Annotated in this window: 16 protein-coding genes and 1 pseudogene; 8 read left to right on the forward strand and 9 right to left on the reverse strand. The window is 68.7% G+C overall.

From position 1 onward, the window contains the following. Positions 1–3: 3 nt before the first annotated feature. From CHC02_RS05185 to CHC02_RS05195, 3 genes are all read left to right on the forward strand, one after another. Positions 4–330, forward strand: coding sequence for a YbaB/EbfC family nucleoid-associated protein (locus CHC02_RS05185; protein WP_009619439.1), 327 nt, complete (start codon positions 4–6; stop codon positions 328–330). Positions 331–468: 138 nt separating this feature from the next. Further along, complete coding sequence (recR, locus tag CHC02_RS05190) at positions 469–1,062, forward strand: recombination mediator RecR (RefSeq protein WP_089390438.1); 594 nt, start codon at positions 469–471, stop codon at positions 1,060–1,062. A 105-nt stretch (positions 1,063–1,167) separates the two neighbouring features. Beyond that, positions 1,168–2,316 (forward strand): acyl-CoA dehydrogenase family protein, encoded by a 1,149-nt coding sequence (locus CHC02_RS05195; protein ID WP_089390439.1) that lies wholly within the window; start codon positions 1,168–1,170, stop codon positions 2,314–2,316. A gap of 416 nt (positions 2,317–2,732) precedes the next feature. Here the strand turns inward: CHC02_RS05195 and CHC02_RS05200 are convergent, their stop codons facing one another. After that, positions 2,733–3,617, reverse strand: coding sequence for an SDR family NAD(P)-dependent oxidoreductase (locus CHC02_RS05200; protein WP_089390440.1), 885 nt, complete (start codon positions 3,615–3,617; stop codon positions 2,733–2,735). Beyond that, a pseudogene (locus CHC02_RS05205) lies at positions 3,614–5,198 on the reverse strand (flavin-containing monooxygenase). The gene CHC02_RS05200 and the pseudogene CHC02_RS05205 overlap by 4 nt, the downstream one beginning before the upstream one ends. A 78-nt stretch (positions 5,199–5,276) precedes the next feature. Here CHC02_RS05205 and CHC02_RS05210 point away from each other — a divergent pair. Beyond that, positions 5,277–5,966: a TetR family transcriptional regulator gene (locus CHC02_RS05210; protein WP_089390442.1), complete on the forward strand. Its 690-nt coding sequence runs from the start codon at positions 5,277–5,279 to the stop codon at positions 5,964–5,966. Between the two features lie 205 nt (positions 5,967–6,171). Here the strand turns inward: CHC02_RS05210 and CHC02_RS05215 are convergent, their stop codons facing one another. Both CHC02_RS05215 and CHC02_RS05220 read right to left on the reverse strand, forming a co-directional pair. Then, entirely contained in the window at positions 6,172–7,002 is an 831-nt protein-coding gene (locus tag CHC02_RS05215; RefSeq protein WP_089390443.1) for a metal-dependent hydrolase, read from the reverse strand. 401 nt (positions 7,003–7,403) lie between these two features. Continuing rightward, complete coding sequence (locus tag CHC02_RS05220; protein ID WP_089390444.1) at positions 7,404–8,333, reverse strand: LysR family transcriptional regulator; 930 nt, start codon at positions 8,331–8,333, stop codon at positions 7,404–7,406. A 166-nt stretch (positions 8,334–8,499) separates the two neighbouring features. Between CHC02_RS05220 and CHC02_RS05225 the strand changes: the two genes are divergently transcribed. Next, the gene (locus tag CHC02_RS05225) at positions 8,500–9,729 is read left to right on the forward strand and encodes an acyl-CoA dehydrogenase (protein WP_089390445.1); all 1,230 of its coding nucleotides are present in this window, start codon (positions 8,500–8,502) and stop codon (positions 9,727–9,729) included. An 883-nt stretch (positions 9,730–10,612) separates the two neighbouring features. On the opposite strand, the gene CHC02_RS05230 is transcribed toward CHC02_RS05225, so the two are convergent. Beyond that, positions 10,613–12,724 (reverse strand): sensor domain-containing protein, encoded by a 2,112-nt coding sequence (locus tag CHC02_RS05230; protein WP_089390446.1) that lies wholly within the window; start codon positions 12,722–12,724, stop codon positions 10,613–10,615. 381 nt (positions 12,725–13,105) lie between these two features. Here CHC02_RS05230 and CHC02_RS05235 point away from each other — a divergent pair, with 381 nt between their 5' ends. Beyond that, the gene (locus CHC02_RS05235) at positions 13,106–13,453 is read left to right on the forward strand and encodes a helix-turn-helix domain-containing protein (RefSeq protein ID WP_089390447.1); all 348 of its coding nucleotides are present in this window, start codon (positions 13,106–13,108) and stop codon (positions 13,451–13,453) included. 36 nt (positions 13,454–13,489) lie between these two features. Here the strand turns inward: CHC02_RS05235 and CHC02_RS05240 are convergent, their stop codons facing one another. The 3 genes from CHC02_RS05240 to CHC02_RS05250 form a co-directional block, all read right to left on the reverse strand. Continuing rightward, positions 13,490–13,675 carry a hypothetical protein gene (locus CHC02_RS05240; protein ID WP_089390448.1) on the reverse strand — a complete coding sequence of 62 codons (186 nt, stop codon included), beginning with the start codon at positions 13,673–13,675 and terminating at the stop codon, positions 13,490–13,492. Continuing rightward, complete coding sequence (locus tag CHC02_RS05245; RefSeq protein WP_089390449.1) at positions 13,644–14,684, reverse strand: TerC family protein; 1,041 nt, start codon at positions 14,682–14,684, stop codon at positions 13,644–13,646. Before CHC02_RS05245 ends, CHC02_RS05240 begins: the two co-directional genes overlap by 32 nt. 198 nt (positions 14,685–14,882) lie before the next feature. After that, positions 14,883–16,262, reverse strand: coding sequence for a substrate-binding domain-containing protein (locus CHC02_RS05250; RefSeq protein ID WP_089390450.1), 1,380 nt, complete (start codon positions 16,260–16,262; stop codon positions 14,883–14,885). Positions 16,263–16,414: 152 nt separating this feature from the next. Between CHC02_RS05250 and CHC02_RS05255 the strand changes: the two genes are divergently transcribed. Further along, positions 16,415–20,002, forward strand: a complete 3,588-nt coding sequence (locus CHC02_RS05255; protein ID WP_089390451.1) for an ATP-binding protein — start codon at positions 16,415–16,417, stop codon at positions 20,000–20,002. Here CHC02_RS05255 and xthA read toward each other — a convergent pair whose 3' ends face one another. Beyond that, positions 20,003–20,815 (reverse strand): exodeoxyribonuclease III, encoded by an 813-nt coding sequence (gene xthA, locus CHC02_RS05260; RefSeq protein ID WP_089390452.1) that lies wholly within the window; start codon positions 20,813–20,815, stop codon positions 20,003–20,005. 150 nt (positions 20,816–20,965) lie between these two features. On the opposite strand from xthA, the gene CHC02_RS05265 reads away from it, so the two are divergent. Next, positions 20,966–21,613: a GNAT family N-acetyltransferase gene (locus tag CHC02_RS05265; RefSeq protein ID WP_089390453.1), complete on the forward strand. Its 648-nt coding sequence runs from the start codon at positions 20,966–20,968 to the stop codon at positions 21,611–21,613. Positions 21,614–21,669: the final 56 nt, after the last annotated feature.

Below are 21,669 nucleotides of genomic sequence, written 5' to 3' on the forward strand. Positions count from 1 at the left end.
GAGATGATGAAAGGTGGCATGGCCGGCCTGATGAAGCAGGCCCAGCAGATGCAGGAAAAGATGCAGAAGATGCAGGAAGAGCTGGCCAACGCCGAAGTCACCGGCCAGTCCGGCGCCGGCCTGGTGAGCGTGGTGATGACCGGCCGCCACGACGTCAAGCGCGTCAGCCTGGACGACAGCCTGATGCAGGAAGACAAGGAAATCCTCGAGGACCTGATCGCCGCCGCGGTGAACGACGCCGTGCGCAAGATCGAGCAGAACAACCAGGAGAAGATGGCGGGCATGACCGCCGGCATGCAGCTGCCCCCCGGCTTCAAGATGCCGTTCTGATCCGCGACACCGCCACACCCGTAGGAGCGAGCTTGCTCGCGAACCTTCGCCGCGCCAGCAACGGCAGGCAAAGCGTTCGCGAGCGGGCCCGCTCCTGCGCCGTTTACCCTTCCTGAAATCTCGAGACCGACGCCCGCCATGTTCAGCCCGCTGATCCGCCAACTCATCGACGCCCTGCGCATCCTCCCCGGTGTGGGGCAGAAGAGCGCCCAGCGCATGGCGCTGCAGCTGCTGGAGCGCGACCGCAACGGCGGCCTGCGCCTGGCCCAGGCGCTGACCCAGGCCATGGAAGGGGTGGGGCATTGCAAGCAGTGCCGCACGCTGAGCGAGGAAGAGCTGTGCCCGCAGTGCGCCGACCCGCGCCGCGACGACTCGCTGCTGTGCGTGGTGGAAGGTCCGCTGGACGTGTTCGCCGTGGAGCAGACCGGCTACCGCGGGCGCTTCTTCGTGCTCAAGGGCCACCTGTCGCCGCTGGATGGCCTGGGCCCGGAGGCCATCGGCATTCCCGAGCTGGAGGCGCGGATCAAGGCCGGCAGCTTCAGCGAAGTCATCCTCGCCACCAATCCCACGGTGGAAGGCGAGGCCACCGCCCACTACATCGCCCAACTGCTGGCCGGCAGCGGCCTGGTCCTGAGCCGCATCGCCCATGGCGTGCCCCTGGGCGGCGAGCTGGAACTGGTGGACGGCGGCACCCTGGCCCACGCCCTGGCCGGGCGCCGGCCGATCGTCTAGTCGCGGCGCATCGGGCCGAAACGGCCCAGGCGATGGCAAAAGCCTCGCCTTGTAAACCAAGCAAGCGCTAGGTAAGTTTTCAGGCAACCTGCCTGGAGGCCCGCCATGTCCGCATTCACCGATTACTTCGACGATAGCCACCGCCTGGTCCGCGACTCGGTGCGGCGCTTCGTCGAGCGGGAAATCCTCCCGCACATCGCCGATTGGGAAGAAGCCGAGGAGTTCCCCCGCGAGCTCTACCGCAAGGCCGGCGAGGCCGGCATCCTCGGCATCGGCTACCCGGAAACCTACGGCGGCAGCCACGAGGGCGACCTGTTCGCCAAGCTGGCGGCCAGCGAGGAACTGATGCGCAGCGGCTCCGGCGGCCTGGTGGCCGGCCTGGGCTCGCTGGACATCGGCCTGCCGCCGCTGCTCAAGTGGGGCCGCCCCGAGCTGCGCGAGCGCATCGTGCCGCAGGTGCTGGCCGGCGAGAAGATCATGGCCCTGGCGGTCACCGAGCCTTCCGGCGGCTCCGACGTGGCCAGCCTGAAGACCCGCGCCGTGCGCGACGGCGACCACTACCGCGTGACCGGCAGCAAGACCTTCATCACCAGCGGCGTGCGCGCCGACTACTACACGGTGGCGGTGCGCACCGGCGGCGAGGGCTACGGCGGCATCAGCCTGCTGCTGGTGGAGAAGGGCACCCCCGGCTTCACGGTGGGCCGCAAGCTGAAGAAGATGGGCTGGTGGGCCTCGGACACCGCCGAGCTGTTCTTCGACGACTGCAGGGTGCCGGTGCAGAACCTGATCGGCATGGAGAACATGGGCTTCGCCTGCATCATGGCCAACTTCCAGAGCGAGCGCCTGGCCCTGGCCACCATGGCCAACATGACCGCCCAGCTGGCGCTGGAAGAAGCCCTGAAATGGAGCGCCGGGCGCGAAGCCTTCGGCAAGCCCATCGGCAAGTTCCAGGTGCTCAAGCACCGCCTGGCGGAGATGGCCACCCAGGTCGAGGTGTCCCGTGAGTTCACCTACCGCCAGGCGGCGAAGATGGCCGCCGGGCAGAGCGTGGTGAAGGAAATCTCCATGGCCAAGAACTTCGCCACCGACGTCGCCGACCGCGTGGTCTACGACGCCGTGCAGCTGTTCGGCGGCATGGGCTACATGCGCGAGAGCCTGGTGGAGCGGCTGTACCGCGACAACCGCATCCTCTCCATCGGCGGCGGCACCCGGGAGATCATGAACGAGATCATCGCCAAGCAGATGGGGTTGTGAGGGAGAGGGCTGTCTGTAGGAGCGAGCTTGCTCGCGAACCAATGGCGTTTCCCGGCGGCTGCGGTGTTTTGGGTTGACTCCGCTCCCTCTCCCCAGCCCTCGGCTGCGCGCCCCGCCCTGAAGGGAGAGGGGGCTAGCCCGTGCCGAGAGAAGGAATGGTTCCAGCCGGAAACCTTCGTTGTTACCGGCTAACTCCAGAACACCAAACCCTGCCCAACGGTCCCCTCTCCCTTCAGGGAGAGGGTTAGGGAGAGGGAACGAGGTCCGGCTACACACCAGCGCCGCCAGGTAACTCCATTGGTTCGCTCGCTCCTACGAAGAGCAAGGCCCCGTAGGATGGCGTTGAGCGAAGCGATACCCATCAAACAGAAAGCCCGCTCCAGGGCGCGGGCTTCTTCTTTCATCGACATCGGGCCCTACTTGGCCTCGTAACCCTCCGGCCGCGCCTTGGGCTTGGGCGCGAAGCGCGCGGCCAGGCGCATGCTGGTGGTAACCACCTTCTGGTACCACACCGGCAGCAACCGCAGCATGATGTCGATGGCGTGGGCGTCCGGGCCGATGAGGATGCGCCGGGCGTCGCGCTCCACGCCGCGGATGATCACCTGGGCGGCCTTTTCCGGGGTGGTGCGCAGCAGCTGGTCGTTGAACTGCTGGCGCGCGGCGTTGGCGTTCTGGCCGGTGACCTTGGCCAGGCTGTCGTTCATCCGCGCGGTCTTGGCGATGTTGGTGCGTATGCCGCCGGGGTGCACGCAGCTGGCCGAGACCGCGCCGCCCTCCATGTCCAGCTCCTGGCGCAGCGACTCGGTGAAGCCGCGCACGGCGAACTTGGTGGCGTTGTAGGCGCTCATGCCCGGCTGGGAGAACAGCCCGAAGACGCTGGAGACGTTGACGACGTGGCCCTCGCCGGACGCCTTGATGTGCGGCAGGAAGGCCTTGGTGCCATACACCACGCCCCAGAAATTGATGTTGGTGATCCACTCGTACTCTTCGTACTCGCTGCCCTCCACCGTGCCGGCGTGGGCCACCCCGGCGTTGTTGAACACCAGGTTGACCTTGCCGTGCTCGGCCACCACCTTGTCGGCCCAGGCGTGCACCTGCTCGCGCTCGGCGACGTTGACCACCTCGGTGGAGATGCGCACGCCGTAGGAGGCCAGGCCCTGGCGGGTTTCCTCAAGGCCCGCGGCGTTGACGTCGGCCAGCGCCAGGTGGCAGCCGCGCGAGGCCAGCTCGCCGGCCAGGGCGCGGCCGATGCCGGAACCGGCGCCGGTGATGGCAGCGACTTTGTTCTCGAAGGACTTCATGCCGGGACCTCCTCGGCGCGGGGTTGCTGGATGACTGCGGTTTCCTCGAACGGCCTGGCCTTCAGATGATAGGCGGCGGCGTCGAAGCTGCGGGTGAGCAGGCGGAAGCGCCAGGTGAAGCCCGGCCACAGGGTGCAGTTGCGCCCGCTCACCGGGTGCAGGTACCAGCTCTTGCAGCCGCCGGTGTTCCACACGCTATGGTTGAGCCCGCGCTGCAGCTTGAGGTTCCAGCGCTTCTGCTCGTCTTCCTTGACCTCCAGGCTGAGCAGCTCGCGGCGCTTCATCAGCTTCAGCGCGCCGAGCACGTAGGCGATCTGCGACTCGATCATGTAGACCATGGAGTTGTGGCCCAGGCCGGTGTTCGGGCCCATCAGGAAGAACAGGTTGGGGAAGCCGCGGGTGACGGTGCCCTTGTAGGCCTCCGGGCCCTGCGGCCAGGTGTCCAGCAGGTCCACGCCGCCGCGGCCGAACACGGTGCCGCGGGGGATGGGGTCGTTGGCGGTGAAGCCGGTGCCGAAGATGATCGCGTCCACCTCGCGCTCCTGGCCGTCGGCGGTGACGATGCTGTGCTCGCGGACCTCGCGGATGCCGTCGGTGATCACCGAGGCGTTGGGCGCGGCCAGCGCCGGGTAGTAGTTCGGCGACATCAGGATGCGCTTGCAGCCGATGGTGTAGTCCGGGGTGAGCTTGCGGCGCAGTTCCGGGTCCTTGACCTGCTGGTGGATGTAGCGCACCGCCAGCTTGCCGATCATCTTCATCGCCCAGGGCGCGAAGGTGAAGCCCAGCACGCGGCCTTCGAGCATGCTGTACAGGGCGCCGCGCCAGAGCTTCTGCACCAGCGGGAAGTGCTTGAAGCGCGCGCGCTCCTTGTCGCTGATGGCGCGGTCGGGCTTGGGCAGGATCCAGGGCGCGGTGCGCTGGTAGAGGTCCAGCTTGGCCACCAGCGGCTGGATTTCCGGGACGAACTGGATGGCCGAGGCGCCGGTGCCGATCACCGCCACGCGCTTGCCTTGCAGGTCGTAGTCGTGGTCCCAGTGCTGCGAGTGGAAGGCGTGGCCCTTGAAGCTGTCCAGGCCCTTGAGGTCGGGGGTCGAGGGGATCGACAGGGCGCCCATGCCGGAGACCACCGCCTGGGCGGTGTAGTGGTTGCCGGCGGCGTCGTGCAGGTGCCAGAGGTCGCGCGCCTCGTCCCATTCCAGGCGCTGGATCTCGGTGCCGAGCAGGGTGCGGCCTTCCAGGCGGTACTTCTTCCAGCAGTTCTCCAGGTAGGCGCGGATTTCCGGCTGGCGGGCGAACATGCGCGTCCATTCCGGGTTCGGCTCGAAGGAGAAGGAGTAGACGTGGGACTGCACGTCGCAGGCGCAGCCGGGGTAGTTGTTGACCCGCCAGGTGCCGCCGACGCCGGCGTCCTTCTCGAACAGCAGGAAGTCGTCCTCGCCCTCCTGGCTCAGGCGGATGGCCATGCCCAGGCCGGAAAAGCCGGTGCCGATGATGGCTACCTTGCAGTGTCTGACCGCGGCAGTCTTAGGTTGAGTTCCCATTTACCTGGCTCCTGTTATGCTTGTGTGCAGGCGTATACAACTGTCTACGTGCTGCCAATGTAGACATCTGTATACTTCGAGGGCAACCAATCTTTAGGGTGGGCGAGGTGGGGCAAGGATGAGTCTGGAAACGGATGCGGTAACACAACGCCAGGATGCGCCGGGCAAGCGCCTGCTGATGGAGGCGGCGCTGCGCCTGGCCTCCAGCCGGCGCAGCCTGAGCAGCATCGGCCTGCGCGAACTGGCCCGCGAGGCCGGGCTGAACCCCAACACCTTCTACCGCCACTTCGCCGACGTCGACGACCTGGGCCTTGCGATCATCCGCGACATCGCCACCGAGCTGCGCCAGCCGCTGCGCGAACTGCGCCGCGAAGCGGCCGAGCGCGCACCGGCGGCGGGCGGCGCGGCGGCCACCCCGCTGGGCCTGGACTTCGCCCGCGGCCAGCGGGTGTGCCAGGAGACGGTGAGGCTGTTCTTCGACTTCGTCGAACGCCGCCCCGAGGCCTTCATCATCGGCGTGCGCGAACTGCACGGCCCCTCGGCGGTCCTGCGCGAGGCCCTGGGCCAGGTGATGGACGACTTCGGCGCCGACATGGCCGAGGACATCGCCCTGTTCCGCCTGCTGCCGGAGGTACCCAGGGACGAAGTGGCGCAGCTGTCGAGGCTGATCAGCCGGCAGCTGTTCCAGTTGTCGCTGGACTACCTGGAATTGCCGGCGGGGCAGCGGGGCGAGGTCTGCGCGCTGGCGGAGCGGCAGGTGCTTCTGTTGTTCACCGGGGCGGCGGTGTTGCAGGCGTTGGGGGTGTAGAGCCGCCCGCGCCGAGCTGCTCTTCGTAGGAGCGAGCTTGCTCGCGAACAGATTCCGCTGCGGGGTTTGTTCGCGAGCAAGCTCGCTCCTACGAGAAGCCGTGCCCGCCGGTTATGGTAGGAGCGGATTCATCCGCGATTCCGCCGGCAAGGCCGGCGTCAGGCGAATCGCGGACAGAGTCCGCTCCTACAGGTGAAGGGGCGGCTCAGCCAGCGAAATCCAGCTTGTCCTTCCAGTAGGTCTCCAGCGCCTTGGTGTCGTGGTCGAAGGGGTGGAAGCCGGGGCGGAAGTAGTCCAGCCAGGGCAGCACGAGCTGGGTGAAGTAGCCGTTGCGCAGGCCGAACAGGGTGACCAGGCCGTGCTTCCAGCTGCGCCAGTTGAACAGCTGGCGGTCGCGGCGCAGCAGGTGGATCTGGAAGCCGCCGATCACGCCGAGGAAGATCACGGTGGTCAGCAGCATCACCGCGGTACGGGTGAAGTAGCCGCCGTAGACCTGCTGGTAGACGTCGTAGGCCACCGCCTTGTGCTCGTTCTCCTCGATGGCGTGCCACATCCACAGCTTGTACATCTTCGGCGAGCGCATCTGGGTGCTCAGGTCCTCGCGGCGCAGCAGGCGCTCGGCCATGGTCGCGGTGAAGTGCTCCAGGGCGCAGGTGATGGCCAGGTCCTGCTTCTTGGTGGTGACCTTGCCGATGGCGCCGAGCAGGTACTTGATGCGCAGCTCCAGGCGTTCCAGGTCGATGCCGTGTTCCTCGGCGTACTCGTTGTAGGCCGCGTGTTCCTTGGAGTGCATGGCCTCCTGGCCGATGAAGGCGGACACGTCCTTCTGCAGCTGCGGGTCCTGGATGCGGTCGCGCACGGCGCGCACGCTGTCGACGAAGAACTTCTCGCCGTAGGGGAACAGCGAGGACAGGTTGTTCATGAAGTGCGACATGAAGGGTTGATCGTCCCACCAGTACTTCGGCGTCTCGGTGAAGCTGAAATCCATGCGCCGGACGGGGAAGTGGGCGCGGAGCGGTTCGGTCTGGGCGTTCATGGGCAACTCCTTGTTGTTGTTCGACAGGCCCGCGGCGGAGTCGGCAGCGCCAGGTGAGTCAGGCAGGGGCGCGGTGCCACCGGAGCGGAATGGCCGGACACGGTGAATGTGTCATTGGTTGATGTAATTGTTGGAAGGATTGTCGGACAAAGGAGAGGTCAGATCCGGCCATGGAAGGGTTATTTGCGGCCAAGGAGGGGCCGGCCCGACCTTGGATAGGGGGGAGGGTGTAGGAGCGAGCTTGCTCGCGAACGGTGTTTACCGGCAGCTGCGGTATATCGGGTTGACTCGGCCCCTCTCCCCAGCCCTCTCCCTGAAGGGAGAGGGGGCCGTTCGGTGTCTGTGGGGAGAATGGAGTCAGCCGGCAACCCCGGCTATTGCCGTGAAGAGCCTGTGGTGAATCAGCCTTGCTGCGCTTCCCGCGCCTCGCGGGCGGTGACCTGCTGGCACAGCTCGATCAATTGCTCGCGCATCCAGCGGTTTGCCGGGTCCTGGTCGGTGCTCTCGTGCCAGTACAGGTGGGTTTCCAGCCTGGGCACGTCGCTCACCGGCAGCTCTACGTAGTGCAGGCTGTGGTGGCGGGCGAAGCGCTCGGGCACGGTCACCGCCATGTCGGTCTGCTGCACCACGTTGGAGGCCATCAGGTAGTGCTGCGAGCGCAGGGCGATCTTGCGCTGCAGGCCCATCTTGCCCAGGGACAGGTCGATGTAGCCCAGGCCGCTGCGGCGGCTGGAAATCTGGATGTGCGTCAGCGACAGGTACTCGTCCAGGCTCAGCTTCGCCTTGGCCAGCGGGTGGCCGTGGCGCATGGCGCAGACGTAGCGGTCTTCCATCAGCTTGACGTGGCGCACCTGCGGGTCGGTGTTCAGCGGCGCGTCCACGGCGAAGTCCAGGCGCCCGGCGGCCAGCTCCTTGGTGGTCTCGCGGCGCTTGGAGAGGAAGCTCTCGATGTGCACGTTGGGCGCCTGGCGGCGCAGGCGCTGGAACAGCGGCGGCAGGATGATGGCCTCGGTGAGGTCGGTCATGCTGATGCGGTAGGTCTTGCTCGCCTGCTGCGGGCTGAAGGTGCGGCTCTCCTGCACCGACACCCGCAGCAGCTGCAGGGCGTTGCGCACCGGGCCGATGATGTTCTGCGCCATGGGCGTGGGCACCATGCCCTGGGCGGTGCGCACGAACAGCGGGTCGTTGAAGGTTTCGCGCAGGCGGGCCAGGGCGTTGGACACCGCGGGCTGGGTGATGCCGACGATCTGCCCGGCGCGGGTGAGGTTGGCTTCGGTGTAGATGGCATCGAAGACGATGAACAGATTCAGGTCGACCTTGTTCAGGTTCATCCCGTGGCTCCGCTTGTCATTGTTGTGGCCTGATCATACCCGGGATGGCGGACCATCATGCGGGTTATGAATGTTCATTGATTCGGATAATAGGCTAGGTAAATCGTGCTGCCTGTTCTAGCATCTTCCTCGACACAAGACAAACCCCTGCCAGAAGGTAGCCCCCATGGATTTCGCCTATTCCGCCAAGGTCCAGGACCTGCGTGAGCGCGTCACCGCGTTCATGGAAGCCTATGTATATCCCGCCGAGAGCGTCTTCGAGCAACAGGTGGCCGAAGGCGACCGCTGGCAGCCGACCCAGGTCATGGAGGACCTCAAGGCCCGCGCCAAGGCCGAGGGCCTGTGGAACCTGTTCCTGCCCGAGTCCGAATACGGCGCCGGCCTGACCAACATGGAATACGCCCCGCTGGCGGAAATCATGGGCCGCTCGCTGATCGGCGCCGAGCCGTTCAACTGCTCGGCCCCGGACACCGGCAACATGGAGACCATCGTCCGCTACGGCAGCGAGGAACAGAAGCGCACCTGGCTGGAGCCGCTGCTGCGCGGCGATATCCGTTCCGCCTTCGCCATGACCGAGCCGGGCGTGGCCTCCTCCGACGCCACCAACATGCAGGCCAACGCCGTGCGCGACGGTGACGAGTGGGTCATCAACGGCCGCAAGTGGTGGACTTCCGGCGCCTGCGACCCGCGCTGCAAGGTCATGATCTTCATGGGCCTGACCAACCCGGACGCGCCGCGCCACCAGCAGCACTCGATGATCCTGGTGCCCACCGACACCCCCGGGGTGAAGATCCTCCGCCCGCTGCCGGTGTTCGGCTACGACGACGCGCCCCACGGCCACGCCGAGGTGCTCTTCGAGAACGTCCGCGTTCCCTACGAGAACGTGCTGCTGGGCGAGGGCCGCGGCTTCGAGATCGCCCAGGGCCGCCTCGGCCCGGGCCGCATCCACCACTGCATGCGCTCCATCGGCATGGCCGAGCGCGCCCTGGAACTGATGTGCAAGCGCGCCGCCAGCCGCACCGCCTTCGGCAAGCCGCTGGCGCGCCTGGGCGGCAACATCGACCACATCGCCAACTCGCGCATCGAGATCAACCAGGCCCGCCTGCTGACCCTCAACGCCGCGTACATGATGGACACCGTGGGCAACAAGATCGCCCAGAGCGAGATCGCCCAGATCAAGGTGGTGGCGCCCAACGTAGCCCTGCAGGTGATCGACCGCGCCATCCAGATCCACGGCGGCGCCGGCGTCTCCAACGACTTCCCGCTGGCCTACTGGTACGCCATGCAGCGCACCTTGCGCCTGGCCGACGGCCCGGACGAAGTGCACCGCATGGCCATCGGCAAGTACGAGATCGGCAAGTACGTGCCCAAGGAAATGCTGCGCAGCGGTCGTTGAGCCGGCTGTCCGGGCCAGCGGATGGTCCGGCGTGGCCTGCGGGTCCAATCGCGGACGGAGTCCGCTCCTACGATCGTGCTTCCCTGGCGCCCGTAGGAGCGGACTCCGTCCGCGATTTTTGTCATTGGAAACGGCGGATAACCGCGAACGCGGGAAACCAGTGGCTTGGGGTTTGGTGTAGCACGCCGCTCCGAGTGCTCGGATGTTTTTTGTTTCGCCCCCTCGGGCGAGTCACTTTTGTCAAACGGTGGAAGGCCACCCCCGCAAAAAGTAACCAAAAAGGCTTGCCCCGACATACGGGCCCGATGGAGCCGGGCTACCCTCGCGAATTCCCCCGCCACGGAGGCCCGCCCCGACAGCACATCCCTGTGCTGATCGGGGCTCTCGCGACATCCATGTCGCATGACCTCCTGAGCGCCGGTTTCGCTCAGCCTTCTGAAGGGGCGTTCCGGTGCGCTCGGATGTTTCTCTGGAAATCCAAAAACCAGAGCAAGAGCCGCTTTTGCTCTTCGTAGGAGCGAGCTTGCTCGCGAACCCTGACTCCGTTCCCCCTCCCTAACCCTCCCCCGCAAGCGGGAGAGGGGACCGTTCGGCGTGAAGCGGAACCACGAAGCTCCCGGGTTCCCCGTAGGGCGCATAACGCCTACGGCGTTATCCGCCAAATCGCGGACAGAGTCCTCCTACGCAGCCCGAGTCATGCCATTCCCCTGTAGGAGCGCGCCCTGTGCGCGAAATCGCGGGCAGGGCCCGCTCCTACAAAGAGCACCCCGGCGCGGACTGTAAGACAGTTGCTCCTACGGTTCCAGGAGGCACGGACGTAGGAGACTCCGTCCGCGATCGGATTCACCGGCCGCGCCGGACCATCCGCTGGCGCGGCCTGTGCTTACGGCGACTCCCTCGCCTTCAACCAGGCCGCGAGGCCCTCGGCCGGTAGCGGCGGGGACAGCAGGTAGCCCTGGGCCAGCGTGTAGCCCTGGGCTTCGAGGATGCGCAGTTGCCCGGGGGTCTCGATGCCCTCGGCGACCACCGTCATGCCCAGGCTGCGGCCGATGTGCAGCACGGCGTCGCTGAGGGTGCGGCTGGTGCTGTTGCTCTCCAGGTCGCGGACGAAGCTGCGGTCCAGCTTCAGTTCCTGCACCGGCAGGCGGTTCAGCCGGGCCAGGCTGGAGTAGCCGGTGCCGAAGTCGTCCAGGGCCAGGCGGATGCCCAGTTCGTGCAACTGGTCGAGCACGCCCAGGGTGTCGCTGTCCGCTTCCATCAGCGCGCTCTCGGTGATCTCCAGGGTCAGGTCGGCGCCGTGCAGGCCGTGTTCCTCCAGGGTGCGCAGCACCGCGGCGGGCAGTTGCGGGTCCTGGAAGTCGCCGGCGGACAGGTTGACCGATATCTCCGGCACCCGCAGGCCCGCGCGGCGCCAGGCCGCCAGTTGCCGGCAGGCTTCGCGCAGCACCCAGCGGCCCAGTTCGATGCTCAGCCCGCATTCCTCGGAAAGGGGGATGAAGCGTTCCGGGGAGATGTTGCCCAACTGCGGGTGGCGCCAGCGGGCCAGGACCTCGACGCCGCGCAGGCGGCCCTCGCGGATGTCCACCAGCGGCTGGTAGTTCAGGTGCAGGCGCTGCCTGGCGAGGGCTTCGCGCAGGGCGCTTTCCAGCGCCACGCGTTCCTGCGCCAGGCGTTCGAGTTCCTCGCTGAAGAACACGTGGCCGCCGCGGCCCTTGCCTTTGCCCTTGGCCTGGTTCATCGCCATCGCCGCATGGCGCAGCAGCGTCTGGAAGTCCTCGCCGTCCTCCGGGAACAGGCTGACGCCGATGCTGGCCGACGGGTTGTGGGGCGCGCCGGCGACCCGCCAGGGCGCGTCGAGCGCGGCCTTCAGGCGGGCGATGTGGCGGCTTGCCGCCGCGCGGTCGCAGGCCGGCAGCAGGACGACGAATTCGTCGTTGGCCTGGCGCCCGACGTGGTCCTCGCTGCGGCAGGCCTGGCGCAGGCGCCGGGCGATGGTGCGCAGCAGCTCGTCGCCGGAGGGGCGGCCGAAGGAATCGTTGATCTGCCGGAAGCGGTCCAGGCCGATGTACAGCACCGCCAGGCCCTGCCGGCCGGCCAGCTCGGTGCCGGCCAGGACCTGCAGCAGGTGGCGGTTGGGCAGGCCGGTGAGGTCGTCGTAGTAGGCGAGCTGGTGGATGCGGGCGCGCGCCTGGTCGCGCTCCAGCACCAGCGCGCAGAGGTGCGTGCAGATGTCCAGCAGGCACTGCTGCGTCGCGCAGGGCAGCTGCGCCCCTTGGCCGTAGCAGACGAAGCAGCCGATCAACTGGCCGCCGCTGGAGCGGATCGGCGTGACGCTGCAGCTGCGCAGCTCCGGCGGCAACAGGTGGCGGTAGGCGGACCACAACGGGTGTTGCTCGATCTCGCCGGCCCAGGCCTCCTCGCTGCCCGGGCCGTCGCCCAGCGGCAGGCCGTCCAGGGCCTGCAGGTAGGCGGGGGGCAGGCTCGGCCCGGCCAGCGGGTTCAGGCGCCCTGCGTTCACCCGCAGGACCGAGGCGCTGACCCGCGGCAGCAGCCGTTCGATTTCCAGGCAGGCCGCTTCCATCAGGCGCTCCGGCGCCTCGTCGCGGGCCATGCCTTCGAGGAGGCGGTCCAGCAGCACCTCGTGGATCTTCGACTGGGTGATCTCGGTGAGCGCCAGCAGTCGCAGGCCGGGTTCGCCGGGGGCGCGGTCCAGCCCGGTGCTGGCGATGCCGCACCAGATGCGCCGGCCGTCATGGCAGCGCACCAGGGTTTCCAGGCGGCCGTTGGCCGCCGGCTGCGCGGGCCGTGGTGCCCCCGCCAGTTCGTCGAATGCCCGGCCCACCAGGGTTTCCGGGGCATGGCCGAGCAGCCGGCCGAAGGCGGGGTTGCAGTACAGCAGGCGCCGGCTGTCATCGTGGATGCAAAGGGCGGTTTCGGCATGCTCCAGGGCTTTGCAGAGCATCCGGGGGAGGTCGGGAATACTGTGGATCGGCATGCTTGCACTCCGGCCTGGCGATCGAGGGGCGGCGCCAGGGCGCTAGGCGCGGCACCGTGTCGTTGCGTTCCGGCGGCCGACGCGGCTGCGGAGCGTCAGGGCGGCGGCCGGGGTGGCCAGGACGATGTGCATTCCCGTGCGTATTTTCAGCTTGTACAGCATGCGGACTTCCTTTCGTGGCGAACCACCATCGAACCGGCTGCGCCAGGGTGCGAGGTGATGGCAATCAGCCTTTATCCTGTTCTTCACGGAAAAGGAAAGTCAATTAGTCAATGATCTATTAAGAAACTTTTGTAGACGTCATGCGTCCTTCAGCCGCACGCAAGCTCCCCTGAAAATGGCTTGAGGCGTTATATCGGATGATGTATGAGGTCAATTCGCATGAAGGGTCGGAACGTGGTCCATGAAGTCGGCGCAGCCATCGCCAACCGCCGCAGGTCCAAGGGGCTGACGCAGGCACAGATAGCAGAGGGGATAGGGGTGGAGAAGGAAACCATCAGCCGCATGGAGAACGGCGTGATATCGCCGACGTTGCATCGCCTGGGACAGATCGCGGAAATCCTCGAATGCCCGCTGAGCGACCTCTTCCGCAAGGATTCGATCGACGTCGCCGGGCAGGCCGAGGCCATCGGCGACCTGCTTCAGGAACTGGCGGAAAGCGAGCGGGCGCTGGTGGTGAACCTGGTCGGCGAGATCGTCAAGGTGCTCAAGGGCCGGCGTAGCCACTAGCGCCGCTGCGAGCGCCCCGCCGGCGGCGGGCGGGGCTCAGGTGCGTTCGTTGGGTTCGTCTTCGCCGCGCTGCTGCCACCACTGGCGGCGCACGTGCAACTGGGCGGCGAAGGCGCGGGCCAGGGGTTCCTGGGAAAAGCGCAGGCCGCGGCGGCCCAGGCGCACCAGCCACCAGGGCCGGCCCTGGACTTCAATGGCCTCGATCTTCACCTCGTCCTGCATGCAGGGTCTCCCGGCTGACGATTTCCAGCTCCTGCTCGCCTGCCTTGCGCGTCTTGAGCAGTGACAGCAGTATGCCACCAGCGAGCAGGCCGAAGGTTACCCCAAGCGACAGCACCGCGGGAACCTTGCCGATGAAGCCGTGGGCGAAGATCTTCGCGCCGATGAACACCAGCACCATGGCCAGGGCGTACTTCAGGTAGACGAAGCGGTGGATCATCGCCGCCAGCGAGAAGTACAGGGCGCGCAGGCCGAGGATGGCGAAGATGTTCGAGGTGTAGACGATGAACGGGTCCTTGGTGATGGCGAAGATCGCCGGCACGCTGTCCACCGCGAACACCACGTCGGCCAGCTCGATCAGGATCAGCGCCAGGAACAGCGGGGTGGCGAAGCGCACCAGCCTGCCCGAGGCGTCGGGCTTGCGCACGAAGAAGTGGTGCTCGTGGAGCTGGTCGGTGACGCGGATGTGCCGGCGCAGGAAGCGCAGCACCGGGTTGTTGGCCAGGTCCGGCTCTTCCTCGTGGCGGGCGAACAGCATCTTCACGCCGCTGAACAGCAGGAAGGCGCCGAACACGTACATGATCCATTCGAATTCGCTGACCAGGGCGGCGCCCAGGCCGATCATGATGGCGCGCATGACGATGGCGCCGAGGATGCCCCAGAACAGCACCTGGTGCTGGTAGCGGCGGGGGATGCCGAAGAAGCCGAAGATCATCGCCATGACGAACACGTTGTCCATCGACAGCGACTGCTCCACCAGGAAGCCGGTGTAGTACTCCATGGCGCTGGTGGCGCCGAACTCGTACCAGACGAAGCCGCCGAAGGCCAGGCCGCAGCTGAAGTAGCCGGCCGAGAGCAGCAGGCTCTCGCGCACGCCGATCTCGTGGTGGTCGCGCTGCAGCACGCCCAGGTCCAGGACCAGCAGGAGGATGACGATGGCCAGGAACAGCAGCCAGAACCAGGCGGCGGTGCCGAGGAAGGGGGTATTCAGGAAATCCAATAGGGGTGCCATGCGGGCCCTCTCTTGCTGTCGTTGTCGAAAGTGACTCCGACATGGCGGTCAGCGACCGTCAGAGGGGCCCGGCGTCACGGCGGGAAAAATAGCAGAGCGCGGTCGCGAGGCAAGCGGGGGAAAGTAACAAGTTCCTACGACCATCCACGCCTTCAGGACAGTCTAGACCAGGGGGCCGGCAGCGCGGGCTGCCCTGGGTCAGTACACCCAGACCTCCACGCGGCGGTTCTTCACCCGGCCTTCCTGGTCGTCGTTGGCCGCCACCGGCAGGGCCGCGCCCAGCCCTTCGATGCCCTGGAACACGACCCCTTCCCTGGCCAGCTCGCGGCGCACCGCCATGGCCCGCAGCTTGGACAGCAGCTGGGCGCGGGCTGGGTCCTGGCGGGCATCGCCGAAACCGACCAGCACCGCCTTGCCGTCGAGCTTGTCGTGCTGGCGCAGGTAGGCCAGCAGGCGCTCGACGTCGCGCCGGGCCTTGTTGTCCAGGGTGGCGCTGCCCTCGCGGAAGCGGAAGTTCACCGACAGCCGCCGGGCCTCGCGGGCCAGGGCCTGGTAGGCCCCGGGCATGCCCTGGGCGGGCTGCACGCGCATGGCCTGCACGCGCTGGCCGACGAAGCCGCTGCCGCTGACCAGGGCCTGGCCGCGGTCGCCCTGGGCGAACTGCACCAGGGCCTGGGCCCAGGGGTTGCGTTCGCTGGGCTTGATGTACAGGTACAGGCGGCGCGCCAGCGGGTAGTCCTCGGTGGCGATGCCGCCGGGGGTGGGCAGCATCGCCCGCGATTCGCCGTCGGCGATGGCCAGGGCGCGCGCCTTGAGCACCGAGGCCAGGCCGACGAAGCCGATGCCCTGCGGGTCCGCGGCGACCTGGGCGGAGAGCGCGTCGCTGGACTCGAAGCGCTGGGCGGAGGCGGCCAGGGGCTTGCCGTGGCTGGCCAGGACCAGCTCCCTGAAGGTATCGAAGGTGCCGGAGTTGTCGTCGCGGGCGTACAGGTGGATGGCGCCGCCGCGGCCGCCGAGTTCCTCCCAGGTCTTCACCTCGCCGGCGAAGACCTGGGCCAGCTGGTCGGTGGTCAGCTCGCGCAGGGGGTTGTCCGGGTGGACCACGATGGCCAGGCCGTCGATGCCGATCACCTGCTCGGCCGTGGCGCTGCGCAGGTTGCCCGAGGCGGACAGGGCCACGGCCTCGGCGTCCTTGATCGGCCGCGAGGCGGCGGCGATCTCGGCGCTGCCGTCCTTCAGCGCGGCGAAGCCGGTGCTGGAGCCATGGGCGGCCACCGTCACCACGACGTCGTGGCCCTGGATATCGCGGGCGCGGACCCGCGTCTCGTTCTGCGCCTGGCCGGGTTCGGCGAGAATGGCCTTGTAGCCCTGTTCCAGCAGCAGCCCCTTGACCAGTTCCGGCAGCAGGTGCGCGCCTATGGTGTTGGAGCCCTGGATGTGCAGCACCGGCTGGCCATCCTGGGAGGCGGGCAGCGCGGCGAAGGCGTGCCAGGGCAGGGCGTAGCAGACGAAGGCGATGACCAGCCAGGCGAGGGTGACCGGCCAGGCGTCCTTGTCGTGGCGCGTGAAGTGCGGCATCGGTGGTTCCAGGGCAGTTGCGGACGAGGCCGGGAGCATAGGCCGGCGAGGTTTCAGTGCGGTGACGCCGGGCCCCGCCGCCCTGGCCGTTGGCTATAGTCATTCAACAGCGGGCAGCCGGACGGCCGCCGACCCACCTCGCCAGGAGCGCCATGGACCTCGCACGCGGCCTCATCCTCTGCTGTGCCCTGCTGCTGGGTGGAGCGCCGGCCCTGGCCGCCGAGCAGCCGCCGCAGCCGCTGACGCTGTCCGGCTACAGCGCGCACATGCCCGACAGCTGGCTGAGCCCCGCCGAGCGGGCCTGGCTGACGCAGCGCGGCCCGCTGCGGGTGGGCGTGGCGCTGAACGACCGGCCGCCGCTGCAGATCGTCGGCGGCGGGCGCCTGGAAGGCGTCAGCGCCGACTACCTGGGGCTGCTGGCCGGCGGCTACCAGCGCGTCTACGCCTACCCCTCGCGGGAGGCGGCGCTGGAGGCGCTGCGCAAGGGCGAGATCGACCTGGTAGGCGGCGGCACCGCCAGCGAGGCCGAGGCCCGCGGCCTGCTGCGCAGCCGCGCCTACCTGCAGGACCAGCCGGTGCTGGTCAGCGACGAGGCGCGCCCCTTCGACGCCGGCCGGCCGGGCACCACCCTGGCGCTGGTGGCCGACTACCTGCGCCTGCCCCAGGTGCAGGCGGCCTACCCGAACAGCCGCATCCTGCTCTTCGCCTCGCCGCTGCGGGCCCTGGAGGCGCTGAGCCTGGGCAACGTCGACGGCATGCTCGGCGACGCGCTGTCGGTGCACTACCTGATCAACATGAACTACCTGTTCAACCTGCGCATCGACAACTTCGCGCCGCTGGAGAGCGCCGGCTTCGGCTTCCTCCTGGGGCCCACCGGGGAACGCCTGCTGGGCCTGGTGGACCGCGGCCTGGCGCGCATCGACGTGCAGCGCAACGAGGAGATCCTGCGCCGCTGGAGCGCCGGCGAGCGCCTGCGCCTGGGTGGCCAGCGGGTGGTGCTGACGCCGCGGGAGAACCGCTGGCTGGCAGCCCACCCGCAGGTGCCGGTGGTGCTCAACCGGCACAGCGGCTCGCTGGCCCAGGCCGACGCCGCCGGCCGCGTCAGCGGCATCGCCCGCGACTACCTGGACCTGCTGGGCCGGCGCTCCGGGCTGCATTTCACCTACGCCGCGGTGGACGACTACGCCGACGTGTTCGCCGAGCTGCAGGCCCGCCGCGCCTGGCTGACGCCGGTGGTGGTGCCCAATACCGAGGGGCTGACGCTGCTGCCGCCCTACCTGCGCGCCACCATGATCCTGGTGACGCGCAAGGGCGAGGAGGGCGTGCACGACCTCGGCGACCTGGCCGGCAAGCGGGTGTCCGTCGCCGTCGGCCCCTACCTCAACCGCGCGCTGGCCGAGCGCTACCCCGAGGTCCGCCTGGCGTCGTCGAGCAACCAGCGCAGCGCCCTGCGCGACGTGGCCGAGCAGCGCAGCGACGCCGCCGTCGGCACCCTGTTCAGCGCCCGGGCGCTGATCGCCGGCGAGTTCAAGGACAGCCTCAAGGTCGCCGGCATACTCGAGGACCTGAGCACCCCCTTCGGCATCGGCGTGCTGCCGGACCAGCCGGAGCTCTACGCCATCCTGGAGAAGGCCCAGCTGTCGGTGGACCCGGAGGAGGTGGCCGAACTGGTGCGGCGCTGGGAACCGCGCCTGGCGGCCAGCGGCGGCGACTTCTGGAGCCGCTACCGCGAGGCGATCCTCGCCGGCCTCGCGGTGGCCACGGCGCTGGTGGCGCTGTCGCTGGTCTGGGGCTTCTACCTCAACCGCCAGGTGCTGCGCACGCGGCGCGCCGAGCAGCGCCTGGGCGAGCAGCTGGGCCTGCTCAACGAGTTGATCGAGGCCTTGCCCAACCCGGTCTACCGACTCGACCGCGAGGGCCACCTGGACCACTGCAACCAGGCCCTGCTGCGCCTGTTCGACGCGCGCCTGGCGGATTGCCGGGGCAAGGCCATCGGCGAGCTGGACTGGTTCCCCGAGGAGGAGGCCGAGCGCCTGATGCAGACGCACCGGCGGCAGGTGGCCGACGGCCAGATGCCGGTGCCGGGCGACTACGTGCTGCGCCTGCGCGACGGCGAGCACTACGTCTACCACTGGGCGGTGGCCCAGCGCGACGAGGCGGGGACCATCCAGGGCGTGATCGGCGGCTGGATCGACCTGACCGAGCGCCAGCAACTGGTGAACCAGCTGGAGGGCGAGCGGCAGCGCGCGGACCAGGCCAGCGCCGCCAAGAGCCAGTTCCTCTCGACCATGAGCCACGAGATCCGCACGCCGATGAACGCCATCGTCGGGCTGCAGGAGCTGGTGCTGGAAAAGGCCCGCGGGGGCGTGCTCGACCGCGAGGCGCTGGAGGTGGCGCAGGACGCCGCGCGGGCCCTGCTGATGCTGATCGGCAACGTGCTGGACATGGCGCGCATCGAGTCCGGGCGCATCGACTCGACGCCGCAGCCGGCGTTGCTGCGCCGCGAGATCGAGGGCGCGGTGGCGCTGTTCGCCGGCCTGGCCACGCAGAAGGGCCTGGGCCTGGACCTGGAGACCGAGGGCGAGCTGGACCACTGGGTGCTGCTGGATGCGCTGCGCTTCAAGCAGGTGCTGTTCAACCTGCTGAACAACGCGGTGAAGTTCACCGAGCACGGCGGCGTCCGCGTGCGGGCCGGCGCCTGGCGGCAGGGCGAGCGCCTGGAGCTGCGGGTGGAGGTGATCGACAGCGGCATCGGCATTTCCGCCGAGGACCAGGCCCGGCTGTTCCAGCCCTTCGCCCAGGCGCGGCAGCCGGCGCGCCAGGCCGGCAGCGGGCTGGGCCTGCACATCAGCCGCCACCTGGCGCAGCTGATGGGCGGCGACATCGGCCTGCGCAGCACGCCCGGCGAGGGTTCCTGCTTCAGCCTGCGCCTGCCGCTGGTGCTCACCGCGGCGCCGGAGCAGGCGCCCCGCCACGGCTCGCCCCAGGCCGGCGGGCAGGGGCTGCGGGTGCTGGCGGTGGACGACCACCCGGCCAACCGCATGGTGTTCCGCCAGCAGCTGGCGCACCTGGGCCACAGCGCCACCCTGGCGGCCGGCGGCGAGGAGGGCTGGCTGGCCTGGCTGGCGGGCGACTTCGATGCAGTGGTCAGCGACTGCCGGATGCCCGGCGTCGACGGCTACGAGCTGAGCCGGCGCATCCGCGCCCATGAGCGCCAGGAAGGGCGCAGGCGGTGCCGGGTGATCGGCGCCACGGCCAATGCCCAGGAGGAAGAAGTACAGCGTTGCCTGGACGCCGGCATGGACCAGGTGCTGTTCAAGCCGCTGACCCTCGAAGTGCTGGCCCAGGCGCTGGCCGGCGCCCAGGGCGTGGCGCCGGCCGGGCCGGCCGAGGAGCCGGCGGCCTTCGACCTGGGCGGCCTGTTCGGCCCACAGCCGCTGGAGAGCGAGGCGGCGCGGGAGTTCGTGCGCACCCTGGCGCAGACCAACGCCCGCGACATCGAGCAGATGCACCAGGCCTGGCGCAACGGTGAGCGCAAGGCCCTGGGCGACCTGGCCCACCGCCTGGCCGGCGCCGCGGCGATCATCGGCGCCGCCGAGGCGGAAGGGCATTGCCGCGCCCTGCAGCGGATCTGCGAAGGCGACGGCGAAGGGCTGGAGGCGCGCCTGGGCCAGGCCGACGCGGCGCTGGCCGGACTGCAGCGCGCGCTGGCCGAGTGGCTGGCGCGCGCCGGCGGCTGATCAGCTCAGCTTGAGCCAGATGGGCGCGTGGTCGGAGGGTTTTTCCATGCCGCGGATCTGGTAGTCGATGCCGGCATCGGCCAGGCGCGGGCGCAGCGCCTCGGAGGCGAGGATGACGTCGATGCGCAGGCCGCGCTTGGGCTCGTCCTCGAAGCCGCGGCTGCGGTAGTCGAACCAGCTGAAGCGGTCGTCCACCTGCGGGTGCAGCTGGCGGAAGCTATCCACCAGGCCCCAGGCCTTGAGCTTGCCGAGCCACTCGCGCTCCTCGGGGAGGAAGCTGCACTTGCCGGTGCGCAGCCAGCGCTTGCGGTTCTCCTCGCCGATGCCGATGTCGCAGTCTTCCGGCGAGATGTTGATGTCGCCCATGATCACCAGGCGCTGGTCGGGCTTGAACTGGTTCTCCAGCAGGTGCTGCAGGTCGGCGTAGAAGCGCTGCTTGGCCGGGAACTTCACCGGGTGGTCGCGGCTTTCGCCCTGGGGGAAGTAGCCGTTCATCACGGTGATCGGCTGGCCGTCGGCGTCGGCGAAGGTGCCCCAGATGAAGCGGCGCTGGGCGTCCTCGCCGTCGTTGGGGAAGCCGTAGCGGATCTCCAGCGGCGCCTGGCGCGAGAGCAGGGCCACGCCGTAGTGGCCCTTCTGGCCGTGGTAGTGCACCTGGTAGCCCAGGGCCTCGATCTCTTCGCGGGGGAACTGGTCGTCGGCGACCTTGGTTTCCTGCAGGCCGATGACGTCGGGCTGGTGCGCCTCGACGATCGCCTTGAGTTGGGCGGGGCGGGCACGCAAGCCATTGATATTGAAAGAGACGATTTTCATCCGCGGCGTCCTGGGCAAAGTGACGATGCTAGCCGCTGGCGCCGGCAGCGGCAAATGCCGCAGCGGCCCGCAGCTGGCTGCTGGCGGTGCGGGCGCGGCGCTGCTAGGGTTCGGCTCTGGGCCCGCAACAGTATAAGAAGAGGTGTCCGCATGCCTGAGACGCTCGCCGAAGTCCGCATCCTGGGTGATTCCTATGCCCGGGAGATCCGCTCGCTGCTCTACCACGCCTACCGCCACGAGCCGACCTTCGCCTACCTGTTCGAAAGCGACCGCCCCGGCTTCGACCAGCGGGTGCGCGCCACCGTGCGCGAGCTGACCAACCGGCACCTGTCCGAGGACCTGCCGGTGCTCGGCCTGGTGATCGACGAGCGTCTGGTCGCAGTGGCGCTGATCGCGCCGCCGCAACGCCGCCTGGACATCACCGACAGCTGGGCCTGGCGCATGCGCATGCTGCTCACCACCGGCTTCCGCTGCACGCGGCGCTACCTGGGCTACCACGAGGCGGTGCTCGGCTGCCTGCCGCCAGGGCCCTACCACGTGCTGCCGCTGCTGGGCGTGCACCCGGAATTCCAGGGCCGCCACCTCGGCGAACAGCTGCTCGACGCCCTGCATGCCTGGTGCGCCGAGGACGCGAATTCCCAGGGCCTGGTGCTGGACACCGGCAACGCCCGCTACCTGGATTTCTACCGCCGCCACGGCTACGAGGAGGTGGGCGAGGTGGCCCTGGGGCCGATCCGCGAACACGTGCTGTTCCACCCCAACCCGCAACCGGAATCGCGCCTGGCCCGCGAGGGCTGATAGCCCCTCGCCATCGCGCAAAGCCGCGGCGCAGGGGCCGCGGCGCTGGATTGTCA

This window comes from Pseudomonas delhiensis (assembly GCF_900187975.1).
GTDB classification, from domain to species: domain Bacteria; phylum Pseudomonadota; class Gammaproteobacteria; order Pseudomonadales; family Pseudomonadaceae; genus Pseudomonas; species Pseudomonas delhiensis.

Excerpts from the sequence above, each read along its gene's own strand:
- CHC02_RS05250 (WP_089390450.1), bottom strand. The coding sequence starts at position 16,262 with ATGCCGCACTTCACGCGCCACGACAAGGACGCCTGGCCGGTCACCCTC.
- xthA (WP_089390452.1), bottom strand. The coding sequence starts at position 20,815 with ATGAAAATCGTCTCTTTCAATATCAATGGCTTGCGTGCCCGCCCCGCC.
- recR (WP_089390438.1), top strand. The coding sequence starts at position 469 with ATGTTCAGCCCGCTGATCCGCCAACTCATCGACGCCCTGCGCATCCTC.
- CHC02_RS05265 (WP_089390453.1), top strand. The coding sequence starts at position 20,966 with ATGCCTGAGACGCTCGCCGAAGTCCGCATCCTGGGTGATTCCTATGCC.
- CHC02_RS05195 (WP_089390439.1), top strand. The coding sequence starts at position 1,168 with ATGTCCGCATTCACCGATTACTTCGACGATAGCCACCGCCTGGTCCGC.
- CHC02_RS05220 (WP_089390444.1), bottom strand. The coding sequence starts at position 8,333 with ATGAACCTGAACAAGGTCGACCTGAATCTGTTCATCGTCTTCGATGCC.
- CHC02_RS05240 (WP_089390448.1), bottom strand. The coding sequence starts at position 13,675 with ATGCAGGACGAGGTGAAGATCGAGGCCATTGAAGTCCAGGGCCGGCCC.
- CHC02_RS05200 (WP_089390440.1), bottom strand. The coding sequence starts at position 3,617 with ATGAAGTCCTTCGAGAACAAAGTCGCTGCCATCACCGGCGCCGGTTCC.
- CHC02_RS05185 (WP_009619439.1), top strand. The coding sequence starts at position 4 with ATGATGAAAGGTGGCATGGCCGGCCTGATGAAGCAGGCCCAGCAGATG.
- CHC02_RS05225 (WP_089390445.1), top strand. The coding sequence starts at position 8,500 with ATGGATTTCGCCTATTCCGCCAAGGTCCAGGACCTGCGTGAGCGCGTC.
- CHC02_RS05215 (WP_089390443.1), bottom strand. The coding sequence starts at position 7,002 with ATGAACGCCCAGACCGAACCGCTCCGCGCCCACTTCCCCGTCCGGCGC.
- CHC02_RS05235 (WP_089390447.1), top strand. The coding sequence starts at position 13,106 with ATGAAGGGTCGGAACGTGGTCCATGAAGTCGGCGCAGCCATCGCCAAC.
- CHC02_RS05245 (WP_089390449.1), bottom strand. The coding sequence starts at position 14,684 with ATGGCACCCCTATTGGATTTCCTGAATACCCCCTTCCTCGGCACCGCC.
- CHC02_RS05230 (WP_089390446.1), bottom strand. The coding sequence starts at position 12,724 with ATGCCGATCCACAGTATTCCCGACCTCCCCCGGATGCTCTGCAAAGCC.
- CHC02_RS05210 (WP_089390442.1), top strand. The coding sequence starts at position 5,277 with ATGAGTCTGGAAACGGATGCGGTAACACAACGCCAGGATGCGCCGGGC.
- CHC02_RS05255 (WP_089390451.1), top strand. The coding sequence starts at position 16,415 with ATGGACCTCGCACGCGGCCTCATCCTCTGCTGTGCCCTGCTGCTGGGT.